This is a genomic window from Chitinophaga lutea (genome assembly GCF_003813775.1).
GTDB classification, from domain to species: Bacteria; Bacteroidota; Bacteroidia; order Chitinophagales; family Chitinophagaceae; genus Chitinophaga; species Chitinophaga lutea.
In genome coordinates, this window is record NZ_RPDH01000001.1 from 2,031,259 (window position 1) to 2,056,976 (window position 25,718).

Below are 25,718 nucleotides of genomic sequence, written 5' to 3' on the forward strand. Positions count from 1 at the left end.
GCATATGGCCAAGAAAATACCCTTGTTCGAACGGCTCGCCGGCAGTGTCACCGCAGCTACCGGCAGTCCCTGGGCCTTCGCTATCGCGTTCCTGACAATCCTCGTATGGGCCATCACCGGCCCCATATTCCATTTCTCGGATACCTGGCAGCTGGTGATCAATACGGGCACCACCATCATCACATTCCTGATGGTGTTCATCATCCAGAAAACCCAGAATAAAGATTCCAAATCCATCCAGCTGAAGCTGAATGAGCTGATAGCCGCTACCAAACCGGCCAGCAACCGCCTCATCGATGTGGAATCACTGTCCGAGGAAGAGCTGAACATCCTGCATAACTTCTACACCAAACTGGCGGCTTCCACCAAACAGAACCTCGATCTCAAACATTCGCATTCCATCGAAGAGGCCATGGAAAACACGGCAGACAAAATTAAACTGAGTAGAAAGTAGAACGGTTATTTGTCCAGTTCCCGCAGCAGCCCCGCAAGGTCGAGGCGGTGGGTGTACATGGTCAGGTTTCCTTCTTCATCTACGGGCCATTGCTCCCGCGGGCGGTCCCAATACAACTCCACACCGTTTTCATCGGGGTCGTTGAGGTATAGCGCCTCGCTGACGCCATGGTCCGCAAAACCGGTGAACCGGACGCCGGCTTCGGCGAGCCGTTTATAGATAGCGGCCAGGTCTTTCCTTTCAGGATATAAGATGGCGGTATGATAGAGGCCCGCGGCGTTTTCCGGTGCGGGCGGCATGCCTTTGCTGTGCCAGGTATTGAGGCCCAGGTGGTGGTGATATCCGCCGGCGGAAATGAACGCAGCCTGTTCCCCGTATTTCACCATCAGTTCAAAACCGAGTAGTCCGCAATAGAAATCGAGCGACCGCTGCAGGTCGGATACCTTCAGGTGCACATGGCCGATGCGCGTTTGGGCGGGAACAGTATAACTCATGGGAGATTTTTAGGTACAAAGATAAGCGGATCCCTCCGGTAACTGCGATTGTCCGCTGAATTGTGCAGCTGCGTTCGGGATCCGCATTGTGTGTTTTACACTACAATATCACGAGGGGGCTGATGATGCCTACCGAAACCCGGTAATTGTCCGAGTCCTTCATACCCAGTACCTGTCTGGCTTCATCCGTATAGGTATATTTCCTGCCTATGAACGCCCCGAATACTTTCAGGTTAAAATTGTCAAAAGGATATACTTCAATGCCCGGTATATATCCCCAGGCCGTCCGCAGCCTGGTTCGGTCATTTTTCCCGGGTGCCTTCCACAGCGCATCGTCGAGCATACCTACAAAAAACAGGTTCACTTTTTCGGACACCCGGTAGTCGACCTGCGTCCAGTGACTGACGTAGCGTACGTTCTGCGCCGTTTTCAATCCCACATTATCCGTGAACGAGGATACGATGCCTTTCCGGTCGAGCTGTTCGTTGCTCCATTTGAAATCATACGCCAGCCGGAATTTTTTCAGGTTCAGCTGGTTGCCGAGGGCGAAATAATTCATGTATTCGTACTCCGCTTCCCTGAACAGCGAATAAGACCAGATGGTATTGAACTTCCCGCCGAAAAAAGAGCCGCGCCAGTTCACCACGGCGGCAAAGGGGAAACGTGCTTCCTGGATGCCGGGAATGGTGTCGTACAACTCATAAAACGAAGCGGTACGGGTGTTCAGCAGCTGCAGGGTAAACTCCTGTTTGTTGCCCGGCAGTACATATCCAACGCCTGCGCCGGTCAGAAAATTGTCTGCATATTCGATGATGTCGGAGTACTCGTAAATGTTCACCGGGTTGGCGTCGAACTCATATCCTCCCCAGTCTGCGCTCATTTTACCGGCGTAGATTTTCCAGCGGGGGCTGGGGTCGAAGCGCAGGTAAGCCATATCTGTGGAGCGGCTGATGTTATCGATGCTCTGCGGCACCACCGTTCTGGTGTACCGGTCGCGGAAACGGAAATAGACCTTTTCATGCACCTTTCCTTTGATCTCGAGGCGGAACTGGTTCAGCACAAAGCGGGACCGCGTGTAGGTGCCCTCGTTGAATTCGTTCTGAAACGACATCTGCATATTCGCGATCATGTCGATATTGGATAATAACGATTGTTTGGCGACCGGTATGATGGGCTGACGGACAGTGGATGTATCCTCCTGGCGCTGCGCCCGTGTGAGCGCAGGCGCCAGCAGGAAAAAAACGGTCAGGGTAATTAAACAACGCATAAACAGGTTTTTGGTTGCGGCGCTACCAGAACAGGTGGGCGAACAGGAAACCAGCCGCCACGGCGCCCGATACACTCACCAGCCCCGGTATCATAAAACTATGGTTCACCAGGTACTTCCCGATATAGGTGCTGCCGGTACGGTCAAAGTTGATCGCGGCCAGCAGCGTAGGGTAGCCCGGTAGTACAAAGTCGCCGTTGGTAGCCGGGAACATCGCCACGAGGTTGTTAGGCGCAATGCCGAGCAACACGCCCAGCGGCATGAGCGCCTTGGTGGTGGCCGCCTGGCTGAACAACAGCATGCTGAGCACGAACAGGGCGATGGAGAAGGTCCAGGGCGCCGCCGTCACCATTTCTCCGAGCGCTGCCTGGATGGCGGCGGAGTTCGCTTCCATGAAGGTCGCACTCATCCACACCACCCCGAAAATCGACACCACGGCCTGTGCGCCGGCCGTGAACAGGCTGGCTTTCGCTACATCCGTTGTGGAGGTTTTCGTAAACAGCAGCATCAGCGCCGCGGCCGACAACATCACCAGTTCGATCACAGCCGCCATTTTGATGGAGCCGTTCGCATTCACCGACAGGTTGGCCGCGCCGGGCTCAAACCGGGGGAGCATGGCGGGGAATGCGCCTACCAATACTATTAATAACACCGCAACGCCAAAAATGATCACTGAAGTTTTAGCGCCGGGTTTCAGGGGTTTCGATTCATCCGCGCTCGATGCGTCCAGTTCCCTGGCAAAATCCGGGTCTTTCATTTTTTCGAGGAACACGGGATCTTTTTCCAGTTCCTTGCCTTTTTTCCAGACCACGGCCACACCCGCCAGGATACCGACAAGGCAGGCGGGAATACACACTTTCAGGATCTGTACGAGCTCGATCTGCCCGGCCAGGATGGTGATCATGGCCGCCGTAGCCGCCGAAATGGGACTGGCCGTAATACCCAGGTGGGCGGCCACCACGGATATGCTCAGCGGGCGCTCCGGCCGTATTCTTTTTTGTGTGGCCACCTCCGCGATGATGGGCAGCAGCGAATAGGTGATATGCGCGGTTCCGGCAAATACAGTGAAGAAAAAGGTCACCAGCGGCCCCATCAATGTGATCATCGAGGGTTTGCTGCGCAGGATCTTTTCCGCGATGCGCACGAGATAATCCATACCGCCGGCAGCCTGCATGGTGGCGGCGGTAGACACAACGGCGAGGATGATGAGCATCACATCGATGGGCGGCTCGCCGGGCCGCATGCGGAAAACGAACAGGTAGATGGCCAGGGCCACCATGCCCATTACGCCCAGGCCGATGCCTTTCAAGCGGGCGCCAATGAGGATAGCGGCGAGAAGGATTGCGAATTGAAGCCAGATCATGAATAGATGTATTTATACAATTTGGTTGAATGAGTGCCCGGCCCTGCTTCAATACGCAAAAAACATCTCCTGTATCTTTTGCGGGTTTTGGGTTTTGAGCAATGCCAGTTGCAACAGCACCCGTGCTTTCTGCGGGTTCAGGTCATCCGCCACGATGGTGCCCAGCGCGGCGTCGTCCGTTTCGGAATGCAGTGTTACCCTGCCGCTGCCCGTTCTGGAAGAACGCACCACGACCACGCCCGTACGCGTAATGTTTTTCACTTGCCGTTCCACCGTAGGGTACAGGTTACCGTTGCCCACGCCTGCAATGATGATGCCCTGCGCCTTGTCTTTCACCAACGCATCGAGCAGTACAGGGTTCATATTGGCGTAGCCGTACAAGATATCCACTTTTGGCAAAGAATTCACCTGGCTGATGTCAAATTCTGTCTGAACGGTGTGTTTGCGGAGGATGGCGTGGTAATATTCCACCTTCCCGTCGAACACCGTACCCAGCGGGCCCGTGTTCGGGCTCTGGAAGGTAGCTACGTTGGTCGTGTTGGTTTTCGTGACTTCGCGCGCGGAAAAAAGCATGTCGTTCATGCAAACCAGCACGCCCCGGTTGCGCGATTTGGGATTGGATGCCGCCACGATCGCATTGTACAGGTTCATGGGGCCGTCCGCCGAAATAGCGGTAGCGGAGCGCATGGCGCCTACCAGCACCACGGGTTTTTCGGTTTTGACGGTGAGCTGTAGAAAGAAGCCGGTTTCGCCTTCGGTATCGGTGCCGTGTGTGATCACGATACCGTCCACATCGGGTTGGGCGGCCAGAACGTTGATGCGCTTGGCGAGTTTGAGCCACACACTGTCGTGCATGGCCTGGCTGCCCACGGACGCCACCTGTTCACCGCTGAGGTTCGCTATTTTCCGGGCCTCGGGCACGGCGTTGAGCAATGCGTCGATCGGGAGCTTGCCAGCCGTGTAGGCGCTGCCCACGCTGGATTCTCCCGCGCCGGCAATGGTGCCACCGGTGGCCAGGATCACAACGTTCGGAAGTTTTTGGGCGAATGCGGATGCCGGGATTAACAACGCCATCCATAACGCGAATTTTTTCATCGGGTTGCATTTTGCCGAGCCGTTGCGGGAATGAAACGCCCGGCTTCACTGAACGGACGTTTCACCCCCGCCGGTTCAGCTGTTAATGAATTTGGGGCGGATCATATTCTCGAAGGTGAATATCTCATCCCATTTTTCCTGGGTCACCAGTTTCTTTTCCTTGACGGCGATGTCGTGCACGGACTTGCCCGTTTCCAGCGCTTCCCGCGCGATGGCGGCGGATTTTTCGTACCCGATGATGGGGTTCAGCTGGGTTACGATGCCGATGCTCTGCATCACCATTTCCCTGGTACGGTCGGCATTCGCGGTGATGCCGGTCACACATTTTTCGCGCAGCGTGTTGCAGGCGTTGGTCATATAGGTGATGGAAGTGAACAGAGAGAATGCGATCACCGGCTCCATCACGTTGAGCTGCAACTGCCCTGCTTCTGCGGCCAGGGTCAGCGTAAGATCGGCGCCGATCACGTAAAAGGCTGTCTGGTTCACCACTTCCGGGATCACCGGGTTCACTTTGCCGGGCATGATGGAAGAACCGGGCTGCATCGGCGGCAGGTTGATTTCGTTGAGCCCGCACCGTGGCCCCGACGAAAGCAGGCGCAGATCGTTGCATATTTTGGAGATTTTCACGGCGGTGCGTTTCAGCACGCCGGAGAGCTGCACATAAGCGCCGGTATCGTTAGTGGCTTCGATCAGGTCGGTGGCCAGTATCAGGTCGAGGCCGGTTACAGCGCGCAGGTGTTTCACCACCAGGTCCGCATATCCTTCCGGGGCATTCACGCCGGTACCGATGGCGGTGGCGCCCATATTGATTTCGGCGATCAGTTTTTTACTTTCTTCCACCCTGGCCAGCTCTTCTCGGATGGTGGTGGCGAAGGCACGGAACTCGTCGCCCATGCTCATCGGCACGGCATCCTGCAGCTGTGTGCGGCCCATCTTGAGCACCTGGTTGAACTCACCACCCTTGGTTTCAAAGGCTTCAGCGAGGGCCCGCAGGCTTTCCTTATAGAGTGTGAGCTTGTTGATGAGCGCAATGCGGAACGCGGTGGGATAGGCGTCGTTGGTGGACTGAGAGCAGTTCACATGGTTATTGGGGTGGCAATGCTCGTAGTCGCCTTTTTCTTTCCCCATCATTTCCAGCGCCACGTTGGCGATCACTTCATTGGCGTTCATGTTCACGGACGTGCCCGCGCCGCCCTGTATCAGGTCGGTGATGAACTGGTCGTTGAACTCGCCGCTGATCACCCGGTCGCTGGCCTTCACGATGTAGTCCGCAATGTCTTTTTTCAGGGCTCCGAGATCCGCATTGGCCATGGCTGCCGCTTTTTTCACATAGCCGAGGGACTGTACAAACAGGGGCTCTACTTTCAGGGGGATGCCGGTAATATGGAAATTTTCAATGGCACGCAGCGTCTGGATTCCATAGTACACATCTTTCGGGATTTCCTTTTCGCCCAGGAAATCATGTTCTCGTCTTGGCGTCATAATTGGATTATTGAGTGGATTAGCATTTGTTGTTTCCTCGTTCATCTTAAACAGCGGCAAAGCGGAATTTGTTGAAAGCCCCGAAATGAAATACGATCGTCACCTCCGCCACGGGGGCAGCTGCAACGTTCATGATGTTTTAAAGGAGGCCGCCGCAGGCATCAGCGCGGCGGGGTGGACTGCTGGAGCTCTTTGCGGACTTTCTCCCTTTCCTGTTGCCGGTCTTCTACCTGGCGGTATTTGAAGTAAAAATAAATGGCGAGGAAAAGGCAGAATTTAAAAAGGAGGAACGCCGTAAAGAAGATCCACTTCCACATGCGGTGCACGGTGATGTAATCGTTCTGATTCGGCGCAATATTGATGAAAGTATAGTTGGCTTTTTTGCCGCCGGGCGGATCCTGCGGGCTGGTGTCGGCCCAGTTGTAGGGGCGCAGGGTGCGGGCACGTAACTCCACGGGAGGTTGTACGGCTTCTTCCAGCCATAAGCGGTGAATGGTTCGCTCTACTGTCCGCAGCTCGGTGCGCAGTTCCGGCGATTCTTTCAGCAACAGCTCTATCTCCTCCTTTTCTTCAGGAGTTGAAATACCAAGCACGTAGCTTTCGACCATCCCATTGTCTATGTATTCCTGCACGTTCAATGACAAAATAAAATCAGATAAATAGCGGTACTGAGTGAGCACTGCTGCTTTTACAAGGTATACGCATAACTGTTAGGCCTGCCGATGGCAGCACACCCACTTTGCAAATTCAATTCATTACCAGTTAATCGATCTGCCCGGAAAACATAAAGCTGTTTTCCGGACATCTTTATCTATAATTACGAAAATAAGGATTATCCCCGGTAAATGAAACCATTTGTAAACAAAAACGCGGGGAGTGAAAGGGAGATTTGCTAAAGGCATAGTGTTTCAATGGGTTATACATGCCGGAGCTGAAAGCATGGAGGGCATATTGCCTAAGCAGACAGATTAATTCCTTATTTTTATACCCCTCAAACCCACCAAAAATGAAGCCGTTCCTGCTCCCGCTCATTATACTTTGTTTTTATTTCACCCCGCTGAACGCGCAGCAGAAAGCGCTTGTGCTGCAAACGGACTTCGGGCTGAAAGACGGCGCAGTATCTGCCATGAAAGGCGTGGCCTTCGGTGTGTCGCCGGAGCTGAAGATATTCGACCTCACCCACGAAATCCCTGCGTACAACATCTGGGAAGCGGCTTACCGGCTGCAACAAACCGCCGCTTACTGGCCGGCGGGAACGGTGTTCGTATCCGTGGTGGATCCGGGCGTAGGGTCGGCGCGCAAATCGGTGGTGGCGCAAACAAAAACGGGCCACTTCTTCGTAACACCGGACAACGGGACGTTGACGCTCATCGCGGAAAACATGGGCATCAGCGCCGTGCGGGAAATCGACGAGCAGCGCAACCGCCTGCCGGGCTCCTCCAGATCGTACACCTTCCACGGCCGTGATGTATACGCTTACACTGGGGCGCGACTGGCGGCGGGCGTGATGCCCTTTGATTCGGTAGGGCCGCTGCTGCCCGCGGAGGTGCTGCGGATCCCGTACCAGCAGGCTACTGCGGCGAACGGGGTCATCAAAGGCAATATTCCCATCCTCGACGTGCAGTACGGCAATGTGTGGACGAACATCGATGAAAACACGCTGAAAGCGCTGCGCCTCGGCTATGGCGACAGGCTGCGGGTGCGCATCCTGCATAACAACAAACCGGTGTATAGCGGCGAAATGCCTTACGTCACCACGTTTGCCGGCGTGAAAGAGGGACAGCCGCTCGCCTACCAGAACAGCCTCATGAACCTTTCGTTCGCACTGAACATGGACAATTTCGCCGCGCGGCACAAAATCGCCAGCGGCCCGGAGTGGACGGTGGAAATCAGCAAAAGATGAATCACGAACAAAGAATAGATCAATCCGAAACACGGATTTTCAAAGCCGTGTTCCCGAACACCACCAATCATTACGACACTTTATTCGGCGGCACCGCCATGCAGCTGATGGACGAAGTGGCGTTCATCACCGCCACGCGTTATGCGCGCAAACGCATGGTCACCGTGTCGTCCGACAAGATCGATTTTACCAAACCCATTCCCGCCGGCACCATCGTGGAGCTGATCGGACGGGTGGTGCATACGGGCAATACGAGCCTGAAAGTACTGGTGGAAATTTTTGTGGAGGAGATGTATTCCACCGAACGCTATAAAGCCATCAGCGGCACCTTCACCTTTGTAGCCATCGACGAATACAAACGCCCGGTGCCGCTGGAGGCATAGTGTTATCGATGTTTCTGCAAAAAGGTTTCCATGGCTTCCCGGAACTTCACCGGGATTTCAGTAGGCGCAAAATGCGTCGCGTTTTCGAATATCAGCAGTTCGCCCCGGGGAATCGTGGATGCGATAAAGCGTGTGTGCGCATCCTGGATCATGTCGTTGTCGCCGGCCATGACCAGTGTAGGACATTTAATCTTCTTTACCTGTTCCACGGAAATGTGCGGTTCTTCGAGGCAAAGCGTCCATAACCGTTTTTCCCTGGTTTTCTCCGGCGGCAGTTTCGCAATTTCGGCAGCCAGCAGATTCAATATTTCCGGTTTCACGCTGGCGGTATCCGGCTGCAGGTTGGCGCCCATGGTCATCAGGGTTTTGATCCGGTGGGGGTATTTGCCGGCCAGAATAAGCCCCGTGTTACCACCGTCGCTCCAGCCGAAGAGATTGACTTTTTCGAGTTTCAGATGGTCGAGCACACCTTTCACGTCTTCGGCAAACAGCTCGTACGTCAGGCGGGTGCCGTCGTCGCCGGACTTGCCCTGCAACCGCGTATCGATAGCGATCACCTTGTACCGTTTGGCCAGTTCGGGGATGAGATCCGTAAACACGACGATCGCCTGGCTGTTGCCATGCAGCAATACCAGCGGTTCCCCTTCCCCGTAAACCTCGTAATAAATTTTGATGCCGTTCACGTTGGCGTAACCTCCGGCTTTGTCGTTCGCGCCATAAGTAGAGGTGCGCCCCGTCGGTGAGGCGGGCACGCCCAGGTTGGCGGCATCGATCTCCAGGTGCTGAACTGCAATGGCGTATTTGACGCCTGTGCTGTCCCTGGGCATGTACCAGGCAGTTAGATCTTCCGAAGCAGCCAGTTCCATTCCCGGCAAGGCGGCAGGCTCCCATTTATCCGGACTGGTTTCGATCTGCAGGGAAAACTGGTCAAAGCCGTACGTGCCCGGCCCGACAAACAGTCCCCCGAAATAAATCAGGCTGTCGTTCTTTTTAAATTTGCTTTTGATCTCACAATTGGTCCACTGATCGGTCTTCACCGGGCGGTCGCTCATGTTGTCGAAAAAATTACCGGCGCCGGTGACGTCGTGCACGCGTACCCAGATGCCGGCCCAGGAAATCTCGTTAGCGCCGTTCGCTTTGGCGGTGGCGGTGAGCCGGAACGGTTTGCCACGCCATTCTTCTTTGACGGTAGCTACGCGGTTGAAGGCGCCCCAGCCTTTACCGCCGGTTTGGGCGGTTGCAAAAAAGGGACATAAAATAAGGAGGAGTAAAATTCGTGCAGTCATACGGGTTAATTTTTCATGGACTGAAAATAGGATGGCAAGCCTGAAAAATATGTTAAATGGGGGGCTTCGGAAATGTTAAAAGAACGGCTAGAAAACTTCGCTTTTAGGGTAGTCGAAAAAGAGGAACCGTTTTTTGGCGCGGTCGAATTCTTCCCAGTGGTCTGTTTCGGCTTCTATGGCAAAGATGCCGGCGGTGGGCACGTTGTCGATACGGATCTCTTCGGTGAGGTAGTTGGCGAAATCGGTGATGCCGGGGTTGTGGGCAAAGATCGCTACGGCATTAAAATCATCGTCTATTTTGGTGATTACTTTCAAAAACGTAGAGGCGTAACAGAGGTAAAGTTCTTCTTCGAGCAGGATGGCCTCCTTGGGATACTTCCATTCTTTGGCCATAATACGGGCGGTAGAGCGGGCGCGTTTAGCGGGGCTCGATATGATGAGTTCGGGGACGGTTCCCCGTGAAAGCAGCCGGGTGGCCATTTCGGGGGCGTTTTCCTTGCCACGCTTATTCAGCGGCCGGTCGAAATCATCCATTTCGGGATCGTTCCAGCTGGATTTGGCGTGGCGAATGAGCAACAATGTTTTCATACACATCGTAAACCATTGACTACCCCTAAATTACGGCATTTTACCGTAAGTAAAAACATGGGTGAAATTCACACCCCGAATTAAGGAAAAGTTAACAATGATAAACGGGATTAATATCCTCTTTCGTTCTTGCCTTCCATATAGTTCATGAACGCCTTGTTCACCACTCGGTTACCGCCGGGAGTGGGGTAATTGCCGGTGAAGTACCAGTCGCCGAGATTGCTCGGGCAGCTGGCGTGCAGGCTTTCGATGTTCTGGTAAATCACTTCCACCTGGGCGTTGATCCCTGCCGGTGTGATGATCTGAGCGATTTTTGCGGATATTTCTTCGGGTGTGAAGGGTTTGTAGATGTTCTTCACGACGTTCTGCGCATTGAGCGTATTGGTGCGTTCCAGCTCCTTGCAGAGGCCGTAGGCCTCCTGGAGGATGTATTCCTTGCCCTGCTCGCGGATGAGCGCGATGGCCGCCTGGAAGGCCACGAACTCGCCCATTTTGCTCATGTCGATGCCGTAGCAGTCCGGGTAGCGGATTTGCGGGGCGGAGCTCATGACGATGATGCGTTTGGGGCCGAGGCGGTCAAGCATCTTGATGATGCTTTCGCGCAGGGTGGTGCCCCGCACGATGGAGTCGTCGATCACTACCAGTGTGTCTGTTCCGGGTTTCACGGTACCGTACGTGATATCGTACACGTGCTGTACCATTTCGTTCCGGCTGGAGTCTTCCGTGATGAAGGTGCGCATTTTCACGTCCTTGATCGCGATTTTGTCGATGCGTACGCGGCGGTTCACCATTTCGGTGAGTTTCTCTTCATCGAAATCTTTCCCCCAGCTCATGATGCGCTCTACCTTTATTTTGTTGAGGTAGTCTTCCAGCCCTTTGATGAGGCCGTAGAAGGCCACTTCGGCTGTGTTGGGAATAAAGGAGAAGATGGTATTGCGGAGGTCGTTGTCGATTGCTTTCAGTACGGTTTCGGAGAGGTGATAACCCAGCGCGTGGCGTTCTTTGTAGATCTTCTCGTCGTTGCCGCGGGAGAAGTAGATACGTTCGAAGCTGCAGGCGCGGCGTTCCTTGGCCGGGATGATCTCTTCGATGCTGTATTCGCCGTTTTCCTTCACGATCAGGGCGGTGCCGGGCATCAGTTCCATCACCTCGTTTTCCCCTACGTTGAACGCGGTACGGATGGCGGCCCTTTCGGAAGCAGCCACGATCACGTCTTCGTTGACATAATAATAAGACGGGCGGATGCCGTGCGGGTCGCGGATAACGAAGGCGTCGCCGGAGCCGATGAGGCCGCAAACATGGTAACCGCCGTCGAACATGGAAAATGCCTGCTGGAGGATAGCTTTGACGTCGAGGCCGTTCTGGCGCTGTTCGTCTTCCTTGGCGAGGAAGTGGTGCACCACTTCGAGCATGGCGGCCAGGTCGCTGTTTTTATGGGTTTCCCCGGGCTGCACTTTCACGAAGTTGAACAGCTCTTCCACGTTCACCAGGTTGAAGTTGCCGGCCATGGTGAGGTTGCGGGCGGGGATGGTGTTGTAGCGTACAAAAGGATGGCAGAGCTCTACGTTGTTTTTGCCCTGGGTGGCGTACCGGAGGTGGCCCATCAGCAGCTCGCCGAGGAACCGCAGGTGGCCTTTCATCAAACCGGGGTACTTGGTGATTTCGGGCTGGTACTTTTCGATTTCCGCGATTTCGTCCCGGATCCTGCCGAATACATCCCCGATGGGCTGGGGCTGGCTGCTCCGGATACGGTGCATGAAGGGCACGCCGGGCTCGGTGTGCAATTTTACAGTGGCCACTCCCGCGCCATCCTGACCGCGGTTATGCTGTTTTTCCATGAGAAGGTACAGCTTGTTAAGCCCGTAGAAAACCGATCCGTATTGCTGTTGATAATAAGAGAATGGTTTTCTTAATCTTATGAATGCTAAACCGCATTCATGCTTTATCGCGTCACTCATGCCGTAAAATTGAAGTCGCAAAGTTACGCCTAAATATTCAAATCACCACGGCTTTAGCATTCCTCTAACAAAGCGGCGATGGTGGCTGTTTGCAAGCGAAAACGCCATTCCGGAAAACCCGGCCGCCATTACCGCGGTGATTTCCGCGCGGCGCGGCACTCCGGATACAACAGGGCAAAAAAAATCCCGGAGGCTTGCAGCTCCGGGATCCTGAATATTGTAAGCGTGTTCGTTGTTGACTACCGTGTGGCGACCGTGTTGGCCATCCATTTGGAGATATTGCCGCATTCGCGGTATTCCGGTTCCACATGCACGTAAAACGTGGGGATTTTGTCCACCAGCCATTTGCTCAGGGCAACGGCCTGTTTTTCCTGGAGGGTACGGGCCTGGATGCGGGAATAATCGTCCTGCAGGTTTTCGCGGTGGGGCTCGGTGCGGGTTTTGAGGTACACGAGGCGCAGCCCTTTGCGGCCCTGCTCGTCTTCAAACTGCATCGGCTTCGATACGCCGCCCGGCTTGAGGGAATCCAGCATCATCACGATGTCTTTGGTGGACGGGTCGTCGAGCTGGTCTACCGTCAGGAAGGTGCTGCCGGTCTGCGGGTTCTGGAGCATACCGCCGTTGAATTTCGCCATGGGCTCGTCGCTGTATTTGGCCACGGCCTCGCCGAAGTTCATTTTTCCTGCGAGAATATTGGTGCGGATGGTGTCGAGTTTGGCAATGGAAGCGGCGATATCCGAGCTTACCACGTTGGGTTTGATCAGGATGTGCTGCACCACCACGTTGTCGCCCGCACGTTTGTTCATTTTGATCAGGTGGTAGCCGAACTGTGATTTCACCGGGCTGGACATTTCGCCTTCTTTCAGGCGGAACGAAGCGGACAGGAAGTCTGCGTCCCAGTTTTTGTCGTTACGGTTGAGGGTATATACGCCGCCGTTTTCCTTCACGCCCGGGTCTTCCGAGTAGAGGCTGGCGTAAGTGCTGAAGTCGCCTTCTTTATTTTCCACTTTCTTTTTCAGGTCGAGCAGGCGGTCGATCGCATATTTGTCCATTTCGCGGCTGGCTTTCGGCAGCAGGATGAGCTGGCCGATTTCCAGTTCGGACTCATAGAACGGGAGACTGTCTTTCGGGATTTTTTCGAAGTTGGATTTTACTTCCGTGGGTGTCACTTTTACCGAGTTCACGATTTTATCGCGCATGGCTTTCGCGAGCATGCTTTCGCGGATGGCATCGCGGAAACGCTCACGGAGCTGATAAATGGTATAGCCGGTCACTTCCGTCATTTTCTCGCGGCTGCCGTAGCGTTGTTCGGCCCAGCGGATCTGGCTTTCAATACGGCCGTCCACGTCCGATTCGCTGATGGGCAGGGAGTCGCGCTCGGCCTGCAGTACCAGTATTTTCTGGGCAATGATCTGTTCGATGGCGGAGCAGGTGGCGTTAGGCGGCAGGGGCTGGCCTTGCAGGGCCTGCTGCTGCATATCCACCAGTGCGGATTCAATGTCCGATTTCAGGACGATCTTATCCCCTACTTTGGCAACAATCTTGTCGGCCACCATTTTCTGACCCTGTTGGGCGGTTGCCGCCTGGAACAGGAGCACGGCGCCAAAAGAGGATATGAGAAATTTTTTCATAGTAACGTTACTGAGAACCCAAAATAACCAATAAAAAATTAGCCGCACAAAGTCGGCTAATCTATTTAACAAAAATTTCGGATATCGGGCGGGCCCGGGACCTTGGTTGGCAAGGGTTCCGGGCTGCCCTTCAGGATTTTAGAGTGTTCTTTTTACTTCCACTTCCTCGAAGCCTTCCACGATATCGCCGACTTTCAGGTCGCTGTAGTTTTTGATGCTCAGACCGCATTCCATGCCGGATACGACCTCTTTCACGTCATCTTTATAACGTTTGAGCGACTGCAGTTCGCCGGTGTGTACTACGATGCCATCGCGTACGAGATTGATGCGTGTGTTCCGGGTAAGTTTCCCGTCGAGCACGTAACAACCGGCCACTGTGGCTTTGTCGAACTTGTAGGTTTCGCGGATTTCCACGTTGCACACCACTTTCTTCTCGATTTTCGGTTCCAGCATCCCTTCCATGGCGCTTTTCAGTTCGTCGATGGCGTCGTAGATGATGGAGTAGGTACGAATCTCGATGTTCTCTTTCTCTGCCAGGCGTGCCGCGTTCATGGACGGGCGTACCTGGAAGCCGATCACGAGTGCGTCGGAGGCGGTTGCCAGCAATACGTCCGATTCGGTGATCTGACCTACGCCTTTCAGCACCACGCTCACCACGATCTCTTCGGTAGAAAGTTTCTGCAGGGAGTCGCTCAGCGCTTCCACAGAACCGTCCACGTCGCCCTTGATGATCAGGTTGAGCTGTTTGAAGTTGCCCAGTGCCAGACGGCGGCCGATCTCGTCGAGGGTGATGTGCTTTTTGGTCCGGATACCCTGTTCGCGCACGATCTGTGCCCTGCGGTTGGCGATTTCTTTCGCTTCGGACTCATCTTCATACATCCGGAACTTCTCACCCGCCTGCGGAGCGCCGTTCAGGCCGAGCAGCTGTACGGGGGCGGAAGGACCGGCCTTCTCCACCCGCTGGCCGCGTTCGTTGAACATGGCTTTGATCTTGCCGAAGTGCTGGCCGGATACGATGGTGTCGCCCTGTTGGAGCGTACCGTTCTGTACCAGTACGGTGGTCACGTAACCGCGGCCCTTGTCGAGGGTAGCCTCGATCACGGAGCCGGTGGCTTCGCGGTCCGGGTTGGCTTTCAGCTCGAGCAGTTCGGCTTCCAGCAGTATTTTTTCAAGTAATACGTCGATGTTCAGGCCGCTTTTGGCGGAAATTTCCTGGCTCTGGTATTTACCGCCCCAGTCTTCCACCAGGAGGTTCATGCCGGCCAGCTGTTCCTTGATCTTCTCGGGGTTGGCGCCGTCTTTATCTATCTTGTTGATGGCGAACACCATGGGAAGGCCTGCCGCCTGGGAGTGGGAGATGGCCTCACGCGTCTGGGGCATGATGGCATCGTCCGCAGCTACCACGATCACGGCAATGTCTGCCACCTTGGCACCACGGGCACGCATCGCGGTAAACGCTTCGTGACCGGGGGTATCGAGGAAGGTCAGTTTTTTACCGCTGGCGGTGGTTACCTGGTAGGCACCGATGTGCTGGGTGATACCGCCTGCTTCGCCCGCAACCACGTTGGCGCTGCGGATATAGTCGAGCAGGGAGGTTTTACCATGGTCTACGTGGCCCATGATGGTAACGATGGGTGCGCGGGGCACCAGATCCGCCGGGTCGTCCACGATTTCTTCCTCGTCGTCTTCCGTAGCGTCGTCGATACCGATGAATTCCACTTCGTAGCCGAATTCGCCGGCTACCAGTTCTATTACTTCCGCATCGAGGCGCTGGTTGATAGACACCATGATGCCGAGGCCCATACATTTCGAGATCACTTCCGCGAAGCTGACGTCCATCAGGTTGGCCAGCTCGCTCACGGAAACGAATTCCGTTACCTGGAGCTTGTTGTCCGAACCTTCGCGTGCTGCTTCGCGTTCAGCTGCTTCGTGGCGTTTATCCCTTCTGCGGCTGGCTTTGGTACTACGGCCGCCGCGGGAGTTACCGCCCAGTTTGGCCATGGTTTCCTTGATCTTATTCTGGATCTCGTTTTTATCGATTTCTTTATCCTCCGGTTTGCGGGGTGCGTTCTGACCGTACCCGCCCTGGCCCGGCCGCTGGTCGCGGCGCTGATGCGGACGGCTGGGGCCACCTCCCGGTGCGCCGCCGGGGCCGCGGTTGCCCTGGTGACCACCCGGGCCGCGGTTGCCGCCCTGATGTCCGCCGCCGGGGCCACGGTTACCGCCGGGGTGTTGCCCGCCTCCGGGACCACGGTTGCCGCCGCCGGGGCCGCGGTTATCGCGGTTGCCGGGGTGCTGGCCCTGGGTGCGGTTGCCCGGGCCGCCTTGTCCGCCTTCTTTGGCGAACTCGCCCGGTTTGATGGGCTCCGGTTTCTTTTCTATTACGATGCGCTTGCGTTTGCGCTTTTCGTCTTTGCTATTGTTAAACCCTTTGTTGTCGCGGCGGTCCTGGGAAACCGGCAGGTCTATCTTGCCGATAACTTTGGGGCCGGTCAGCTTGGTGGCCTGGATGTTTTCGATCACTGCGTTGCTGTTGTCGTCTCCTGAATCGTCTGATGCTTCGTTGGCCTCCGGAGCAGGGGTTGGGGCGGGGCGGGGTGTTTCCACCTTCGCGGCCGGCTTTTCTTCCTGTGCGGGCGCTTTCACTTCCCTGGCGGGCTGAGGAGCGGGCTCGGCAGCTTTTTCTTCTGTTTTGGCAACAGGAGCGGGGGCTGCTTTTTCTTCTTTTTCAGGTGCTTTTTCAGCAACGGGTGCAGGCGTGGGTTCGCTGGCAGCGGGAGTTGGAGCCGGAGCGGGTTCCGGTTTCTCCTCTTCTTTTTTAGGCGCTGCTTTTTTGTTGCGGTTGGCGGCGTTGAGCGCTTCCAGGTCGATGGTGCCCATGATTTTGGGGCCATTGATGCGGGGAGCGTCCGGTTTCACCACTTCTTCCGCTTTGGCGGCCGGGGTTTCCGTTTTCGGCGCTTCCGGTGCTGGCGCGGGTTTTACTTCCGCTACAGGCTCCGGCTTGGGGGCCGGGGCTGGTTCCGGTTTAGGCTCGGGTTTCGGTTCCGGCTTTTCCGCTTTCACTTCCGGCTGGGGCGCAGGCTTGGGGGCCTCCGGTTCCGGTTGCGGCTCGGGTTTTGCGGGAGCGGCTTCCTCTTTCTTTTTGGCGGCAGCTGCATCAGCGTCGTCTTTCTCTTTCTTCTTTGCCGCCGCTTCTGCCTCTTCTTTCTCCTTCTTTTTAGCTGCGTCTAACACCGTTCCTTTGGGCAGGGCAATCTGGTCACTTTTCTTCTTGTTGGCCTTATCCTGTTGGAATTCCTGCTGCAAGGAACTGTACATCTGGGCTGTTAGACGGGCGTTAGGAGAACCGAATTCACCCATGTCGAAGCCCTTATTGGACAGGAAATCGATGAGCGTTTCCTTTCCAATATTGAATTCCTTGGCCGCAGCCAGCAATCGCGGTGTGTTGTTTGTTACTTCAGGCATATCGTATTCTCGTCCTTCCCGTTTAATCCCCACCAAGCGGCGGAGTAATTCTTTTAACATTTTAACAATAACTCAAATATCTCTGCAATCAAAAAAGCCTACCCCATGGGAAGGTGTAGCGGCCGGCTTTATTCTTTTTCAAATTCTTCCTGCAGGATCCTTCTCACGTCCTGTACGGTCTCCTCTTCGAGGTCTGAACGGCGTACAAGCTCTTCTGTGGTCAGATCCAGCACACTGCGGGCGGTGTCGCAACCGATACGTTTCAGTTCGTCGATCACCCACGCTTCGATTTCGTCTGCAAATTCTTCCAGATCGATATCGAATTCGGTTTGTTCCTGCTCTTCGTCGCGGAATACGTCAATTTCGTACCCGGTCAGTTCGCAGGCCAGTTTTATGTTCACGCCTTTTTTACCGATGGCCAGTGATACCTGGTCCGGTTTGAGGTAAACGGAGGCGTATTTGTTGTCGTTATCAACGTCCATACGGCTGATGCGGGCGGGCGTGAGCGCGCGTTGTATCAGCAGCTGGATGTTGGCGGTATAGTTGATAATGTCGATGTTTTCGTTGCGCAACTCACGAACGATGCCGTGTATGCGGGAACCTTTCATGCCCACACAGGCGCCTACGGGGTCTATCCGGTCGTCGTACGACTCTACGGCCACTTTGGCCCTTTCGCCGGGCTCGCGTACGATCTTCTTGATGACGATCAGCCCGTCGAAGATTTCCGGCACCTCAATTTCAAGGAGTTTCGCCAGGAAGGAGGGATGCGTTCTGGAAAGGATAATCAGCGGGGAGTTGTTCTTCATTTCCACTTTCTTCACTACCGCCCTCACGTTTTCGCCTTTTTTGAAATAATCCGTCGGAATCTGCTCGGATTTAGGCAATATTAACTCATTCCCTTCATCATCCAATAATAAAACTTCCTTTTTCCATACCTGGTACACTTCGCCGGTTACGATCTCGCCTACACGGTCGCCATATTTTTTCACCAGGATGTTCTTTTTCAGGTCGCCGATACGGGCGGTCAGGGTCTGTTTGGCTGCCAGGATGGCACGGCGGCCGAAATCCATGATCTCCACTTCTTCGTAGAGGTCTTCCCCTACCTGGTAATCGGGTTCCACCAGTATAGCTTCGGAATAGGCGATCTGGGCGTTCTCGTCTTCCACGGTGCCATCTTCCACGATGGTACGGCGGCGGAGGATTTCCAGGTCACCTTTCTCGGTATTTACAATCACGTCAAAGTTCTCATCTGAGCCATATTTCTTACGCAACAGCGTCTTGAACACATCTTCCAACACCTTCATCAACGTAGGACGGTCAATATTTTCCGCCTCCTTAAACTCGGTGAATGACTCAATCAGGTTAATACTAGCCATGTTCTGTTATAGTTTTTTAAAACACGATACACACTTTGGTGTGCTTTATTTCGGATAAATTGATATTTGTAAGTTTTATTTCTTTTTTCTTGCCGATGGTTTCCTCCAGCTGCAGCTCCGTGTCGGTGGCGCTCAGCAGCTTGCCTTCGGTGACGGTGCCGTCGAGACGGGTCACCTCTACCTTGCGGCCGATGTTTTTCACAAACTGCCGCGGTGTTTTCAAGGGTTCATCCAGTCCGGGAGAGGAAACTTCCAGGGAGAAATCATTGTCGGGGAACAGCCCGGCGGCTTCCAGCTGCGGGTATAATTGCCTGTTCAGCGATACCAGCTTGTCGATCGACGCCCCGTTATCTGCATCCACAAAGACCTTCACATTGTTTGTGGGTTTAATCCTGATATCCACCAAAAAATACTCCGGTTTGTCTGCCAGGAGCGCTTCCAGCATATCCCGGATGCTTGCTATCACTTGTTCGTTTGCCATACCAAAAAGAAGAAGGGGACAGCTCGCGTCCCCTTCATTTGAATCATTTTTCCACTACAAAATTAGCATTTATTTTCATTTTAAAAACTATTTCTTCTAAATATAACACCGCGGAAGCCCCCGCCAAGTCACATTATTTTTATTCATAATGAATCTGGAATGCGCGGAGATTAGTTTAACTTAGAGCAGCATGTTTCCCAGGATAAATATGGAACTGGCCGCCTGGGTGGCGGGCCTGGTGTACCTGGCGGCGATCGATCCGCATGCCGGCCTGCCCAGCTTCTGCCTGTTCAAACTGGCCGGTTTCAGCGGCTGCCCTGGCTGCGGGCTGGGCACCTCGGTGAGCCTGCTGCTGCACGGGGAACTGCGCGAAAGCCTCCACCATCACTGGTTAGGACTGCCAACCCTGGTGATTTTGTGCGCACGAATCGTTCAACTCGCAAAAATTCAGTTCAGATATGAATGACTTTTATTTCGCCATGTTGCCGGGAATGGACCATGAAGAACTGGTCTGGCTGGAAGAGCTCACCAAAAAATACGATCCCGAAACCCGGAAACGTTTCGTGATGCTGTACCAGAACCGGCGGAAAGACCCGCAGACCATCCTGATCACCTGCCTGCTGGGTTTTGTAGGCGTCAACGGCATCCACCGCTTCCTGATGGACGAAATCCTGATGGGCATCCTGTTCCTCTTCACCGGCGGCCTCTGCCTCGTGGGCACCGTGATCGACGCGATCAATTACCGCAAGCTGGCCTGGGAGTATAACAAACAGGCGTCGATGGACATTGCCGCCATGCTCGGCAAGTTCTGACCGGCGAAATACCGGCGCTTCGCCGTTGCATAGCTACCGAGGCTGATGCTTTCCCGAAAGCATTGCCGCCATTAGCCCGCCCCTTCGTTAAAGAAAGCCTAAAATAGCCCCGGAAAATAGAGATAGCGTTATCTTTGTGCGATTATGTTAAGGTTAATATTCTACATTTTCATAGGATGGATACTGTACAAACTGGTATTTGACTTTATCATTCCGGTATACAGGTCCACCAAACACGTGCGCCGCCAGGTGCGTGATATGCAGCAGCATATGCAGGAACAAATCCGCCAGCAACAGCAACAACAGCAGCAGCCACAGGCGCCTCCCCGCCAGGCTGAGCCCGTGCGCCAGCGCGACAAAGGCGATTACATCGACTTTGAAGAGGTGAAATAATCACGATTTCCTGAACACATCCAGAATGGTCCGCGGCGGCTGCAGATGAATCGTCTGTATGCCCAGCGCTTTGGCGGCCTCCACGTTCGGCAGGGTGTCGTCGATGAAGAGGGTTTCCTCCGGACGGAGGTTATTTTCATCGAGGATCAGCTGGTACGCTTCCTTCTCCGGTTTACGCAAGCCGATGAGGTGGGAATAATAACTTTTGTCGAAGAACGCGGCTAGAGACGGGATGCCGCGGCTGCGCCCGAGTATGTTGTTGACCTCTTTGAGGTGGATAGCGTTCGTATTGCTGAGCAGATACAGGTTGTAATGCTGCCGCAGCTGCTGCAGCAACTGCAGCCTCGCTACGGGGTAATCGAGCAACATGGCGTTCCACGCGGCGATGATCTGGTCGCCGGTGACATGCCCGGGAATGTGGGGTTTGAGCTGCGCGATGAAATCTTCCTCGCTCACCTTCCCGGTTTCGAGATCCTCGAACAGGGTGTTGGCATGGAACTGCGAATAAAGCTCCGTGAAATTCCGCACCCCCAGGTCCGTAAACGCTTTATTGGTCAGCTGGTAGTCTATGTTGAGGAGCACTCCTCCGAGGTCGAAAATGATGTTTTTGATTCCTTGCATGGTGGCCGTAAATTGAAAAAAAACTGGCAATTTGTGGAAAAAATATTTACTTTTGCCGTCCCCTGAGAAACGGGGCCCAAAAAGTTTGTTATATATTTTTGTCCGCAAGGACCGGTCCTATAGCTCAGTTGGTTAGAGCATCTGACTCATAATCAGAGGGTCCCTGGTTCAAGCCCAGGTGGGACCACGGAAGAAAGAGGTAAATCATCCTGAGTTACCTCTTTTTTATTTTGCCTCACCTCACTCATCAGGATCACACAAACGACAAATCGATTTCTGCTACTTGCCTAACTCATGCAAGAATCGGGACGATCTGCGGAGAAGTGTTTCAAAAATCATACACCGTCACCTCCACCCCCCTTTCCACCAATTCTTCAACAATAACCGGCTCCATCATATCCCAGGTTCCGCCCGCCAGTCCGCAGCCAATCCGGGGCATATGTACACTTGCCTGAGCTTCCATAGCGAAAGCACTCACTGACATCAGCACCTCACGTACAGCATCGTACCTGATCGGCGGGTTGCCTTGTTCGTCTTTATTGATCTTATGCTGACCAAGCATATTGGCCACCCAGGTATCCGCCTCCACCTGCACAAACTGCACTTTACCCAGGGTAAAATTCTCCCCGCTTTTATACCATGCACGATACTGGGCTTCCGGCTGCGGCCAGCGCTTCGAAATGGCCATCACAAAACCTTTCCCCCATCCGCCGATGTCATTGCAGATGTGAACGATGATCTTGTTGCCGGTTCCTGTCGGACGCGTGGCGTCTCCTTTTACATATGTTATGCTCATAGTTCTGTAAAGGTGGAAATTTTATCCCTTCCGGAAAACTAAAATACTTCGGTAAATTTCATTGGGGTGCTGAATTTGCTCGAGGTACAAATAGATGCCTCGGGGAAGATAAACAGACTCCTGCCGCGACAGGTAATTCTTCACTCCTTAAAATTACCCTCCCCCATAGTCTCCCACCAGATCCCATGCTTCCACTTCCAAAGAATACCGTCTTCTGCCAAGTTTGCGCAAGTGGAAGTCATCCTATACTTTCATCAACAGTTTTCCCCAATTCAGGCGAATTTCCAATTTATATGTCCAAAGAGTTGATTTATGTCGTAAAGAAGCGTTTTGTGTCGCAATGTGTGGTTTATGACGCATTGAAGTAATTAAGACATACTGCATCTAAAAGAGAAGTCCTCGAATGTATGATTTAATTATATCACAAAAGGTAGACGGGAAATAAAGCTTCCTCAAAACCCTCCACCTCCCGGCATCTCCCCAAACGAGTTCTTCAGCAAAGGTTTCGACAAAAAACAATAAACAATGCCCCGAAGCGTCCTTCGGGGCATTGTTCGCCAACGCTATTTCTTATCCTTCACCACCACCTGGCAAACCGCTACTGCCGCGCTACCGGCTACGATCAGGTATCCGCCTACCCGGGAAAGTTCCACGGGCAGCAATTCCACCGATGCGGCCATGGTAGTTCCCACGGCAATGAGCGAGAGCCCGACGGTGCGAAGTTTACGGAAGAATGGGGGCGTCTTTGACAAGATGCGGTCTTTGATTCCCATAAAAATCCGTTTAAAGATGAGTTGATCTTACTTCTCCGGGCCTGCAACCGCTACCAATGCAAGGGCGTTGTTCAGCAATTCTCCGACGGGATAATGCACCCCGTTCACTTCCTGGAAAAAGCTGAGGCCTAACGCCAGCATCAGCGCGCCTGTACTGGCCGCGGGAACCTGTACTTCGAGCGACAGGGGTGCTGCTTCCTGATTGGCAAGCGGCAACACGTCAGAGGCTTTCATCGCCGTTACCTGATCGCCGTTGAGAAAATTCACCATCGCGCCGGCAATGGTAAACCTGTAGTGCGTAGCGCCTTCCGGAGCGGAGATCAGCTTGGCCGGAACAAATGGTGCAATGCCCACTTTTAATGTGCCGGTAGTTCGGTTGATCTCTGTCGTGTAAGGAGCCAGCAACGCGGAGCTAAGCGCCATGTCGGAATTGAACTCGAAGCCCTGGAGCAGTGAAATATCGCCTTCGATGATATTACGCATGCCGCGGGCGCTCAAAGTGTCTGTTTTCACGACCTGGTTTAACGATTGGTTGAGCCGGCGGGTGATGTACGAATCCTTCACGTCCCTGATAATGGTCGCAAACGCCGTACGGATCATTTTACCGGCCTTCACAGCCCGGGCGAACTCATTCATGTTTTCCCGGGTGCGGTCGCTGTTATTGGTTTTGGATGCAGCTTTCTGCCTGGCAAAGTAACCATCTTTGCTTTTGTAGAAGGTCATGTTTCCGATTGTTCCTTCCAACTGCATCAACCCTATTTGTCGTGCCATAATTTTTAAATTTTAAAAGTGATTAAATAATGAAAATTCATACACGGAATAATGGCGACGTCTTACCAGTATCCCGTGTAACCGGTACCGATAACACGAAACTAGATCGCCGGAAAATAACGTCTGGTCATTTTGGCCGATTTGGCCGATTTGGCCGATTTGGCCAAAAATGATCATTTTGGCCGTTCTGGCCGTTCTGGCCGTTTTTGGTCATTTTGGCCGATTTGGCCGATTTGGCCACCCCTGCAACCGGGAAAAACTCAGGGTATCTACGCTTCATCTATACTGAGGCTATGCTTCATCTACGGCGCATCCCCGGAGAGGCTCCGGAACAGATGACATCCTGCCATTGATTATCAACGGATTAGGGTTGTAGTGCATTCATTCCGCCGAATTCCCTATTTTCAGCCCCTAAAACCCTTTAACCCGTGAAAAAACACATTTCTCTTACCGCATTGGCATCCCTTCTCGCCACCTTCACCCTCAAAGCCCAACTGACCGGACCTGTCACCATCACCAGCAGCACCACCTGGACGAGTAATCACTGGAATAAGGCCATGCGGCTTGGCAACGGCCAGGCCATCCAGCTAAGCGGCGGTGGACATCAATTCGGGATCGGCGCCAGCGAACCTTATGGGCTGTATTTCTTCAGCACATCCGCTGAAAATACCGAGGCCGCAGCGGCGTACCGCATGGTGATCAGGGAATCCGGCAACGTGGGCATCGGTACAATGTACCCCGCCGCCCAGCTGGATGTTACCGGCACCTTCAAACTCGGCGTAACCGGCGCTAGCGGTGGCGAGGCATATTGCATCGGCTACACCCGTGCCGGCAACGCACAGGTGTTCGGGCAAACCGCGGAAGGACTGCTGCTCGGCGGCGACGTCAACGGCATCGACATGAAAATAATGCCGAACGGCAACGTGGGCATCGGTACCGACAACCCTACGGAAAAACTGGCTGTGAATGGCACTATCCGCGCCCGTAAAATGACCGTCACTTTAAATAACTGGCCGGATTATGTATTCAAGCCGGGCTACAGGTTGCCGGCATTAGCTGAAATCGAATCATTCATCCAGCGTAATGGCCACCTGCCGGATATGCCGCCGGCCGAAAAAGTGGAAAAGGAAGGATTGGATGTAGGGGAGATGAATAAAAAACTGCTGCAAAAAATTGAGGAGCTTACGCTGCACCTCATTGAAATGGAAAAAAAGAACAAAGTCCTCGAATCCGACATGAAACGGCTGAACGAAAAGGTGTCGGCGGCGGGATTGTAACATTCCCCGCCCCGGGCCCGTTTTACAATCAAACTCCGGGACTTATGAAACACATGCTTTACATAACTATATTCACCCTGCTGCTCTCGTGCAGCAAAAACAAAGCGCACATCAACGAACCCCTGCTCGGAAAATGGCAGTTGTCAATCAACGCCTATTCCATCGGCGGGCCCATCCAGGAACACGCGGCAGACCCCGCCAAACCGGTGATCGTCGAGTTTAAAAAAGACGGTACTTATACCAATAGCGCCGACAGCAAATACACACAATATTCCGCCGACGGCAACCGGATAAAACTGACAGGGCCGGGCGCCACCTCGGTCACTTTGCAGTTCACCATCACCGGTACCACACTGATGCTTACGCCCATCGAGCCGATGTGCATCGAAGGGTGTTATACCAAATATAACGCGGTAAAATAGCAGCGGCTATATAAAAGCAACAGGGCCTCGACAGCGATTGCTATTGAGGCCCTTTATCGTTATATTTGGCTTATCCCTACCAGGACAAATCGCATTACCATGAAAACCTACCGTTCCAAAGTAGACAAATGGCTTACCTTCCTGCTCCTCCCTTTCCTGACGGTGTTGACGGTCCTTTTAGTGCTCATGAAAGCCTGGCCGGCGGCACTCATCGTTTTGCTGGTGCTCATTTTCATCGGACAGCTGTATCTCAATACCTATTACGTGCTGTCCGCAGGTACTTTGCAGATCACCTGCGGCTGGCTGTATAAAAAAACCATCCCGCTGCATACCGTCCGCAAAATCATGCGCACCAAAAGCGCACTGGCCTCCCCTGCACTGTCGATAGATAAACTCCTGATATTTTTCGACCGGCAGCAGGTGATGATCTCACCGGAGGACCAGGAAGATTTTCTGCTGGAGATCAAACGGCTGAACCCTTCCATCAATATTTAAGACGAACATGCAGGTAACTCCATCCGTCGGTAATCCCCAGTCGGCCAAACCATTTCATCAATATTTAAAGCGCGAATGTGGTGAATCCCTTCCGTTGGCAACTAAATCATTCATCCAACATTTTGCCAT

At 53.8% G+C, this 25,718-nt stretch carries 26 protein-coding genes and 1 tRNA gene; 10 read left to right on the forward strand and 17 right to left on the reverse strand.

Going from position 1 to position 25,718, the window contains the following annotated elements; all coding sequences use genetic code 11:
- Window positions 1–4: 4 nt before the first annotated feature.
- A complete protein-coding gene (locus tag EGT74_RS08105; protein WP_123846003.1) occupies window positions 5–454 on the forward strand; it encodes a low affinity iron permease family protein in 450 nt (149 codons plus the stop codon).
- 5 nt (window positions 455–459) lie between these two features.
- On the opposite strand, the gene EGT74_RS08110 is transcribed toward EGT74_RS08105, so the two are convergent.
- The 6 genes from EGT74_RS08110 to EGT74_RS08135 form a co-directional block, all read right to left on the reverse strand.
- Window positions 460–948, reverse strand: coding sequence for a VOC family protein (locus tag EGT74_RS08110; RefSeq protein ID WP_123846004.1), 489 nt, complete (start codon window positions 946–948; stop codon window positions 460–462).
- A 100-nt stretch (window positions 949–1,048) separates the two neighbouring features.
- Window positions 1,049–2,215 carry a porin gene (locus EGT74_RS08115; RefSeq protein WP_123846005.1) on the reverse strand — a complete coding sequence of 389 codons (1,167 nt, stop codon included), beginning with the start codon at window positions 2,213–2,215 and terminating at the stop codon, window positions 1,049–1,051.
- Between the two features lie 22 nt (window positions 2,216–2,237).
- Entirely contained in the window at window positions 2,238–3,578 is a 1,341-nt protein-coding gene (locus EGT74_RS08120) for an anaerobic C4-dicarboxylate transporter family protein (RefSeq protein WP_123846006.1), read from the reverse strand.
- A gap of 48 nt (window positions 3,579–3,626) precedes the next feature.
- Window positions 3,627–4,673: a type II asparaginase gene (locus EGT74_RS08125; RefSeq protein WP_123846007.1), complete on the reverse strand. Its 1,047-nt coding sequence runs from the start codon at window positions 4,671–4,673 to the stop codon at window positions 3,627–3,629.
- A 75-nt stretch (window positions 4,674–4,748) separates the two neighbouring features.
- Window positions 4,749–6,155: an aspartate ammonia-lyase gene (aspA, locus tag EGT74_RS08130; protein WP_181954734.1), complete on the reverse strand. Its 1,407-nt coding sequence runs from the start codon at window positions 6,153–6,155 to the stop codon at window positions 4,749–4,751.
- 161 nt (window positions 6,156–6,316) lie between these two features.
- Entirely contained in the window at window positions 6,317–6,799 is a 483-nt protein-coding gene (locus EGT74_RS08135) for a hypothetical protein (RefSeq protein ID WP_123846008.1), read from the reverse strand.
- A 362-nt stretch (window positions 6,800–7,161) separates the two neighbouring features.
- On the opposite strand from EGT74_RS08135, the gene EGT74_RS08140 reads away from it, so the two are divergent.
- Together EGT74_RS08140 and EGT74_RS08145 are read left to right on the forward strand one after the other, a co-directional pair.
- Entirely contained in the window at window positions 7,162–8,058 is an 897-nt protein-coding gene (locus tag EGT74_RS08140; protein ID WP_123846009.1) for an SAM hydrolase/SAM-dependent halogenase family protein, read from the forward strand.
- Window positions 8,055–8,441 carry an acyl-CoA thioesterase gene (locus EGT74_RS08145; protein ID WP_123846010.1) on the forward strand — a complete coding sequence of 129 codons (387 nt, stop codon included), beginning with the start codon at window positions 8,055–8,057 and terminating at the stop codon, window positions 8,439–8,441. Before EGT74_RS08140 ends, EGT74_RS08145 begins: the two co-directional genes overlap by 4 nt.
- A 2-nt stretch (window positions 8,442–8,443) precedes the next feature.
- Here the strand turns inward: EGT74_RS08145 and EGT74_RS08150 are convergent, their stop codons facing one another.
- The 7 genes from EGT74_RS08150 to EGT74_RS08180 form a co-directional block, all read right to left on the reverse strand.
- Window positions 8,444–9,727: an alpha/beta fold hydrolase gene (locus EGT74_RS08150; RefSeq protein ID WP_123846011.1), complete on the reverse strand. Its 1,284-nt coding sequence runs from the start codon at window positions 9,725–9,727 to the stop codon at window positions 8,444–8,446.
- Between the two features lie 87 nt (window positions 9,728–9,814).
- Entirely contained in the window at window positions 9,815–10,315 is a 501-nt protein-coding gene (locus EGT74_RS08155) for a SixA phosphatase family protein (RefSeq protein WP_123846012.1), read from the reverse strand.
- A 110-nt stretch (window positions 10,316–10,425) separates the two neighbouring features.
- A complete protein-coding gene (locus EGT74_RS08160) occupies window positions 10,426–12,153 on the reverse strand; it encodes an amidophosphoribosyltransferase (protein WP_246008151.1) in 1,728 nt (575 codons plus the stop codon).
- A gap of 359 nt (window positions 12,154–12,512) precedes the next feature.
- Window positions 12,513–13,904 (reverse strand): peptidylprolyl isomerase, encoded by a 1,392-nt coding sequence (locus EGT74_RS08165; RefSeq protein WP_123846014.1) that lies wholly within the window; start codon window positions 13,902–13,904, stop codon window positions 12,513–12,515.
- Between the two features lie 138 nt (window positions 13,905–14,042).
- Window positions 14,043–17,372 (reverse strand): translation initiation factor IF-2, encoded by a 3,330-nt coding sequence (gene infB, locus EGT74_RS08170; RefSeq protein ID WP_123846015.1) that lies wholly within the window; start codon window positions 17,370–17,372, stop codon window positions 14,043–14,045.
- Window positions 17,373–17,500: 128 nt separating this feature from the next.
- A complete protein-coding gene (nusA, locus tag EGT74_RS08175) occupies window positions 17,501–18,748 on the reverse strand; it encodes a transcription termination factor NusA (RefSeq protein WP_123846016.1) in 1,248 nt (415 codons plus the stop codon).
- A gap of 16 nt (window positions 18,749–18,764) precedes the next feature.
- On the reverse strand, window positions 18,765–19,229 hold the full coding sequence (locus tag EGT74_RS08180) for a ribosome maturation factor RimP (RefSeq protein WP_123846017.1): 465 nt from the start codon (window positions 19,227–19,229) through the stop codon (window positions 18,765–18,767).
- Between the two features lie 190 nt (window positions 19,230–19,419).
- Between EGT74_RS08180 and EGT74_RS08185 the strand changes: the two genes are divergently transcribed.
- From EGT74_RS08185 to EGT74_RS08195, 3 genes are all read left to right on the forward strand, one after another.
- Complete coding sequence (locus tag EGT74_RS08185; protein WP_123846018.1) at window positions 19,420–19,695, forward strand: DUF2752 domain-containing protein; 276 nt, start codon at window positions 19,420–19,422, stop codon at window positions 19,693–19,695.
- Window positions 19,688–20,041, forward strand: coding sequence for a TM2 domain-containing protein (locus EGT74_RS08190; protein ID WP_123846019.1), 354 nt, complete (start codon window positions 19,688–19,690; stop codon window positions 20,039–20,041). Before EGT74_RS08185 ends, EGT74_RS08190 begins: the two co-directional genes overlap by 8 nt.
- A gap of 144 nt (window positions 20,042–20,185) precedes the next feature.
- Window positions 20,186–20,434: a DUF4834 family protein gene (locus EGT74_RS08195; RefSeq protein ID WP_123846020.1), complete on the forward strand. Its 249-nt coding sequence runs from the start codon at window positions 20,186–20,188 to the stop codon at window positions 20,432–20,434.
- Here EGT74_RS08195 and EGT74_RS08200 read toward each other — a convergent pair whose 3' ends face one another.
- Complete coding sequence (locus tag EGT74_RS08200; RefSeq protein WP_123846021.1) at window positions 20,435–21,055, reverse strand: HAD family hydrolase; 621 nt, start codon at window positions 21,053–21,055, stop codon at window positions 20,435–20,437. It abuts the gene before it with no gap.
- A 113-nt stretch (window positions 21,056–21,168) separates the two neighbouring features.
- Here EGT74_RS08200 and EGT74_RS08205 point away from each other — a divergent pair.
- Window positions 21,169–21,242: transfer RNA gene (locus tag EGT74_RS08205), tRNA-Ile, on the forward strand.
- 141 nt (window positions 21,243–21,383) lie between these two features.
- Here the strand turns inward: EGT74_RS08205 and EGT74_RS08210 are convergent.
- From EGT74_RS08210 to EGT74_RS08220, 3 genes are all read right to left on the reverse strand, one after another.
- On the reverse strand, window positions 21,384–21,851 hold the full coding sequence (locus EGT74_RS08210) for a macro domain-containing protein (RefSeq protein ID WP_123846022.1): 468 nt from the start codon (window positions 21,849–21,851) through the stop codon (window positions 21,384–21,386).
- 563 nt (window positions 21,852–22,414) lie between these two features.
- The gene (locus EGT74_RS08215) at window positions 22,415–22,624 is read right to left on the reverse strand and encodes a hypothetical protein (RefSeq protein WP_123846023.1); all 210 of its coding nucleotides are present in this window, start codon (window positions 22,622–22,624) and stop codon (window positions 22,415–22,417) included.
- A 27-nt stretch (window positions 22,625–22,651) separates the two neighbouring features.
- A complete protein-coding gene (locus EGT74_RS08220) occupies window positions 22,652–23,395 on the reverse strand; it encodes a hypothetical protein (protein WP_123846024.1) in 744 nt (247 codons plus the stop codon).
- A gap of 428 nt (window positions 23,396–23,823) precedes the next feature.
- On the opposite strand from EGT74_RS08220, the gene EGT74_RS08225 reads away from it, so the two are divergent.
- The 3 genes from EGT74_RS08225 (at window position 23,824) to EGT74_RS08235 (ending at window position 25,589) form a co-directional block, all read left to right on the forward strand.
- Entirely contained in the window at window positions 23,824–24,672 is an 849-nt protein-coding gene (locus tag EGT74_RS08225) for a hypothetical protein (RefSeq protein ID WP_123846025.1), read from the forward strand.
- 44 nt (window positions 24,673–24,716) lie between these two features.
- A complete protein-coding gene (locus EGT74_RS08230; protein WP_123846026.1) occupies window positions 24,717–25,094 on the forward strand; it encodes a hypothetical protein in 378 nt (125 codons plus the stop codon).
- Window positions 25,095–25,193: 99 nt separating this feature from the next.
- Window positions 25,194–25,589, forward strand: a complete 396-nt coding sequence (locus EGT74_RS08235) for a PH domain-containing protein (protein WP_123846027.1) — start codon at window positions 25,194–25,196, stop codon at window positions 25,587–25,589.
- Window positions 25,590–25,718 lie beyond the last annotated feature (129 nt).

Coding starts and splice junctions, on each gene's coding strand:
- EGT74_RS08105 (WP_123846003.1), top strand. CDS start 5: ATGGCCAAGAAAATACCCTTGTTCGAACGGCTCGCCGGCAGTGTCACC.
- EGT74_RS08110 (WP_123846004.1), bottom strand. CDS start 948: ATGAGTTATACTGTTCCCGCCCAAACGCGCATCGGCCATGTGCACCTG.
- EGT74_RS08115 (WP_123846005.1), bottom strand. CDS start 2,215: ATGCGTTGTTTAATTACCCTGACCGTTTTTTTCCTGCTGGCGCCTGCG.
- EGT74_RS08120 (WP_123846006.1), bottom strand. CDS start 3,578: ATGATCTGGCTTCAATTCGCAATCCTTCTCGCCGCTATCCTCATTGGC.
- EGT74_RS08125 (WP_123846007.1), bottom strand. CDS start 4,673: ATGAAAAAATTCGCGTTATGGATGGCGTTGTTAATCCCGGCATCCGCA.
- aspA (WP_181954734.1), bottom strand. CDS start 6,155: ATGACGCCAAGACGAGAACATGATTTCCTGGGCGAAAAGGAAATCCCG.
- EGT74_RS08140 (WP_123846009.1), top strand. CDS start 7,162: ATGAAGCCGTTCCTGCTCCCGCTCATTATACTTTGTTTTTATTTCACC.
- EGT74_RS08145 (WP_123846010.1), top strand. CDS start 8,055: ATGAATCACGAACAAAGAATAGATCAATCCGAAACACGGATTTTCAAA.
- EGT74_RS08150 (WP_123846011.1), bottom strand. CDS start 9,727: ATGACTGCACGAATTTTACTCCTCCTTATTTTATGTCCCTTTTTTGCA.
- EGT74_RS08155 (WP_123846012.1), bottom strand. CDS start 10,315: ATGAAAACATTGTTGCTCATTCGCCACGCCAAATCCAGCTGGAACGAT.
- EGT74_RS08160 (WP_246008151.1), bottom strand. CDS start 12,153: ATGGAAAAACAGCATAACCGCGGTCAGGATGGCGCGGGAGTGGCCACT.
- EGT74_RS08165 (WP_123846014.1), bottom strand. CDS start 13,904: ATGAAAAAATTTCTCATATCCTCTTTTGGCGCCGTGCTCCTGTTCCAG.
- infB (WP_123846015.1), bottom strand. CDS start 17,372: ATGCCTGAAGTAACAAACAACACACCGCGATTGCTGGCTGCGGCCAAG.
- nusA (WP_123846016.1), bottom strand. CDS start 18,748: ATGGCTAGTATTAACCTGATTGAGTCATTCACCGAGTTTAAGGAGGCG.
- EGT74_RS08180 (WP_123846017.1), bottom strand. CDS start 19,229: ATGGCAAACGAACAAGTGATAGCAAGCATCCGGGATATGCTGGAAGCG.
- EGT74_RS08185 (WP_123846018.1), top strand. CDS start 19,420: ATGTTTCCCAGGATAAATATGGAACTGGCCGCCTGGGTGGCGGGCCTG.
- EGT74_RS08190 (WP_123846019.1), top strand. CDS start 19,688: ATGAATGACTTTTATTTCGCCATGTTGCCGGGAATGGACCATGAAGAA.
- EGT74_RS08195 (WP_123846020.1), top strand. CDS start 20,186: ATGTTAAGGTTAATATTCTACATTTTCATAGGATGGATACTGTACAAA.
- EGT74_RS08200 (WP_123846021.1), bottom strand. CDS start 21,055: ATGCAAGGAATCAAAAACATCATTTTCGACCTCGGAGGAGTGCTCCTC.
- EGT74_RS08210 (WP_123846022.1), bottom strand. CDS start 21,851: ATGAGCATAACATATGTAAAAGGAGACGCCACGCGTCCGACAGGAACC.
- EGT74_RS08215 (WP_123846023.1), bottom strand. CDS start 22,624: ATGGGAATCAAAGACCGCATCTTGTCAAAGACGCCCCCATTCTTCCGT.
- EGT74_RS08220 (WP_123846024.1), bottom strand. CDS start 23,395: ATGGCACGACAAATAGGGTTGATGCAGTTGGAAGGAACAATCGGAAAC.
- EGT74_RS08230 (WP_123846026.1), top strand. CDS start 24,717: ATGAAACACATGCTTTACATAACTATATTCACCCTGCTGCTCTCGTGC.
- EGT74_RS08235 (WP_123846027.1), top strand. CDS start 25,194: ATGAAAACCTACCGTTCCAAAGTAGACAAATGGCTTACCTTCCTGCTC.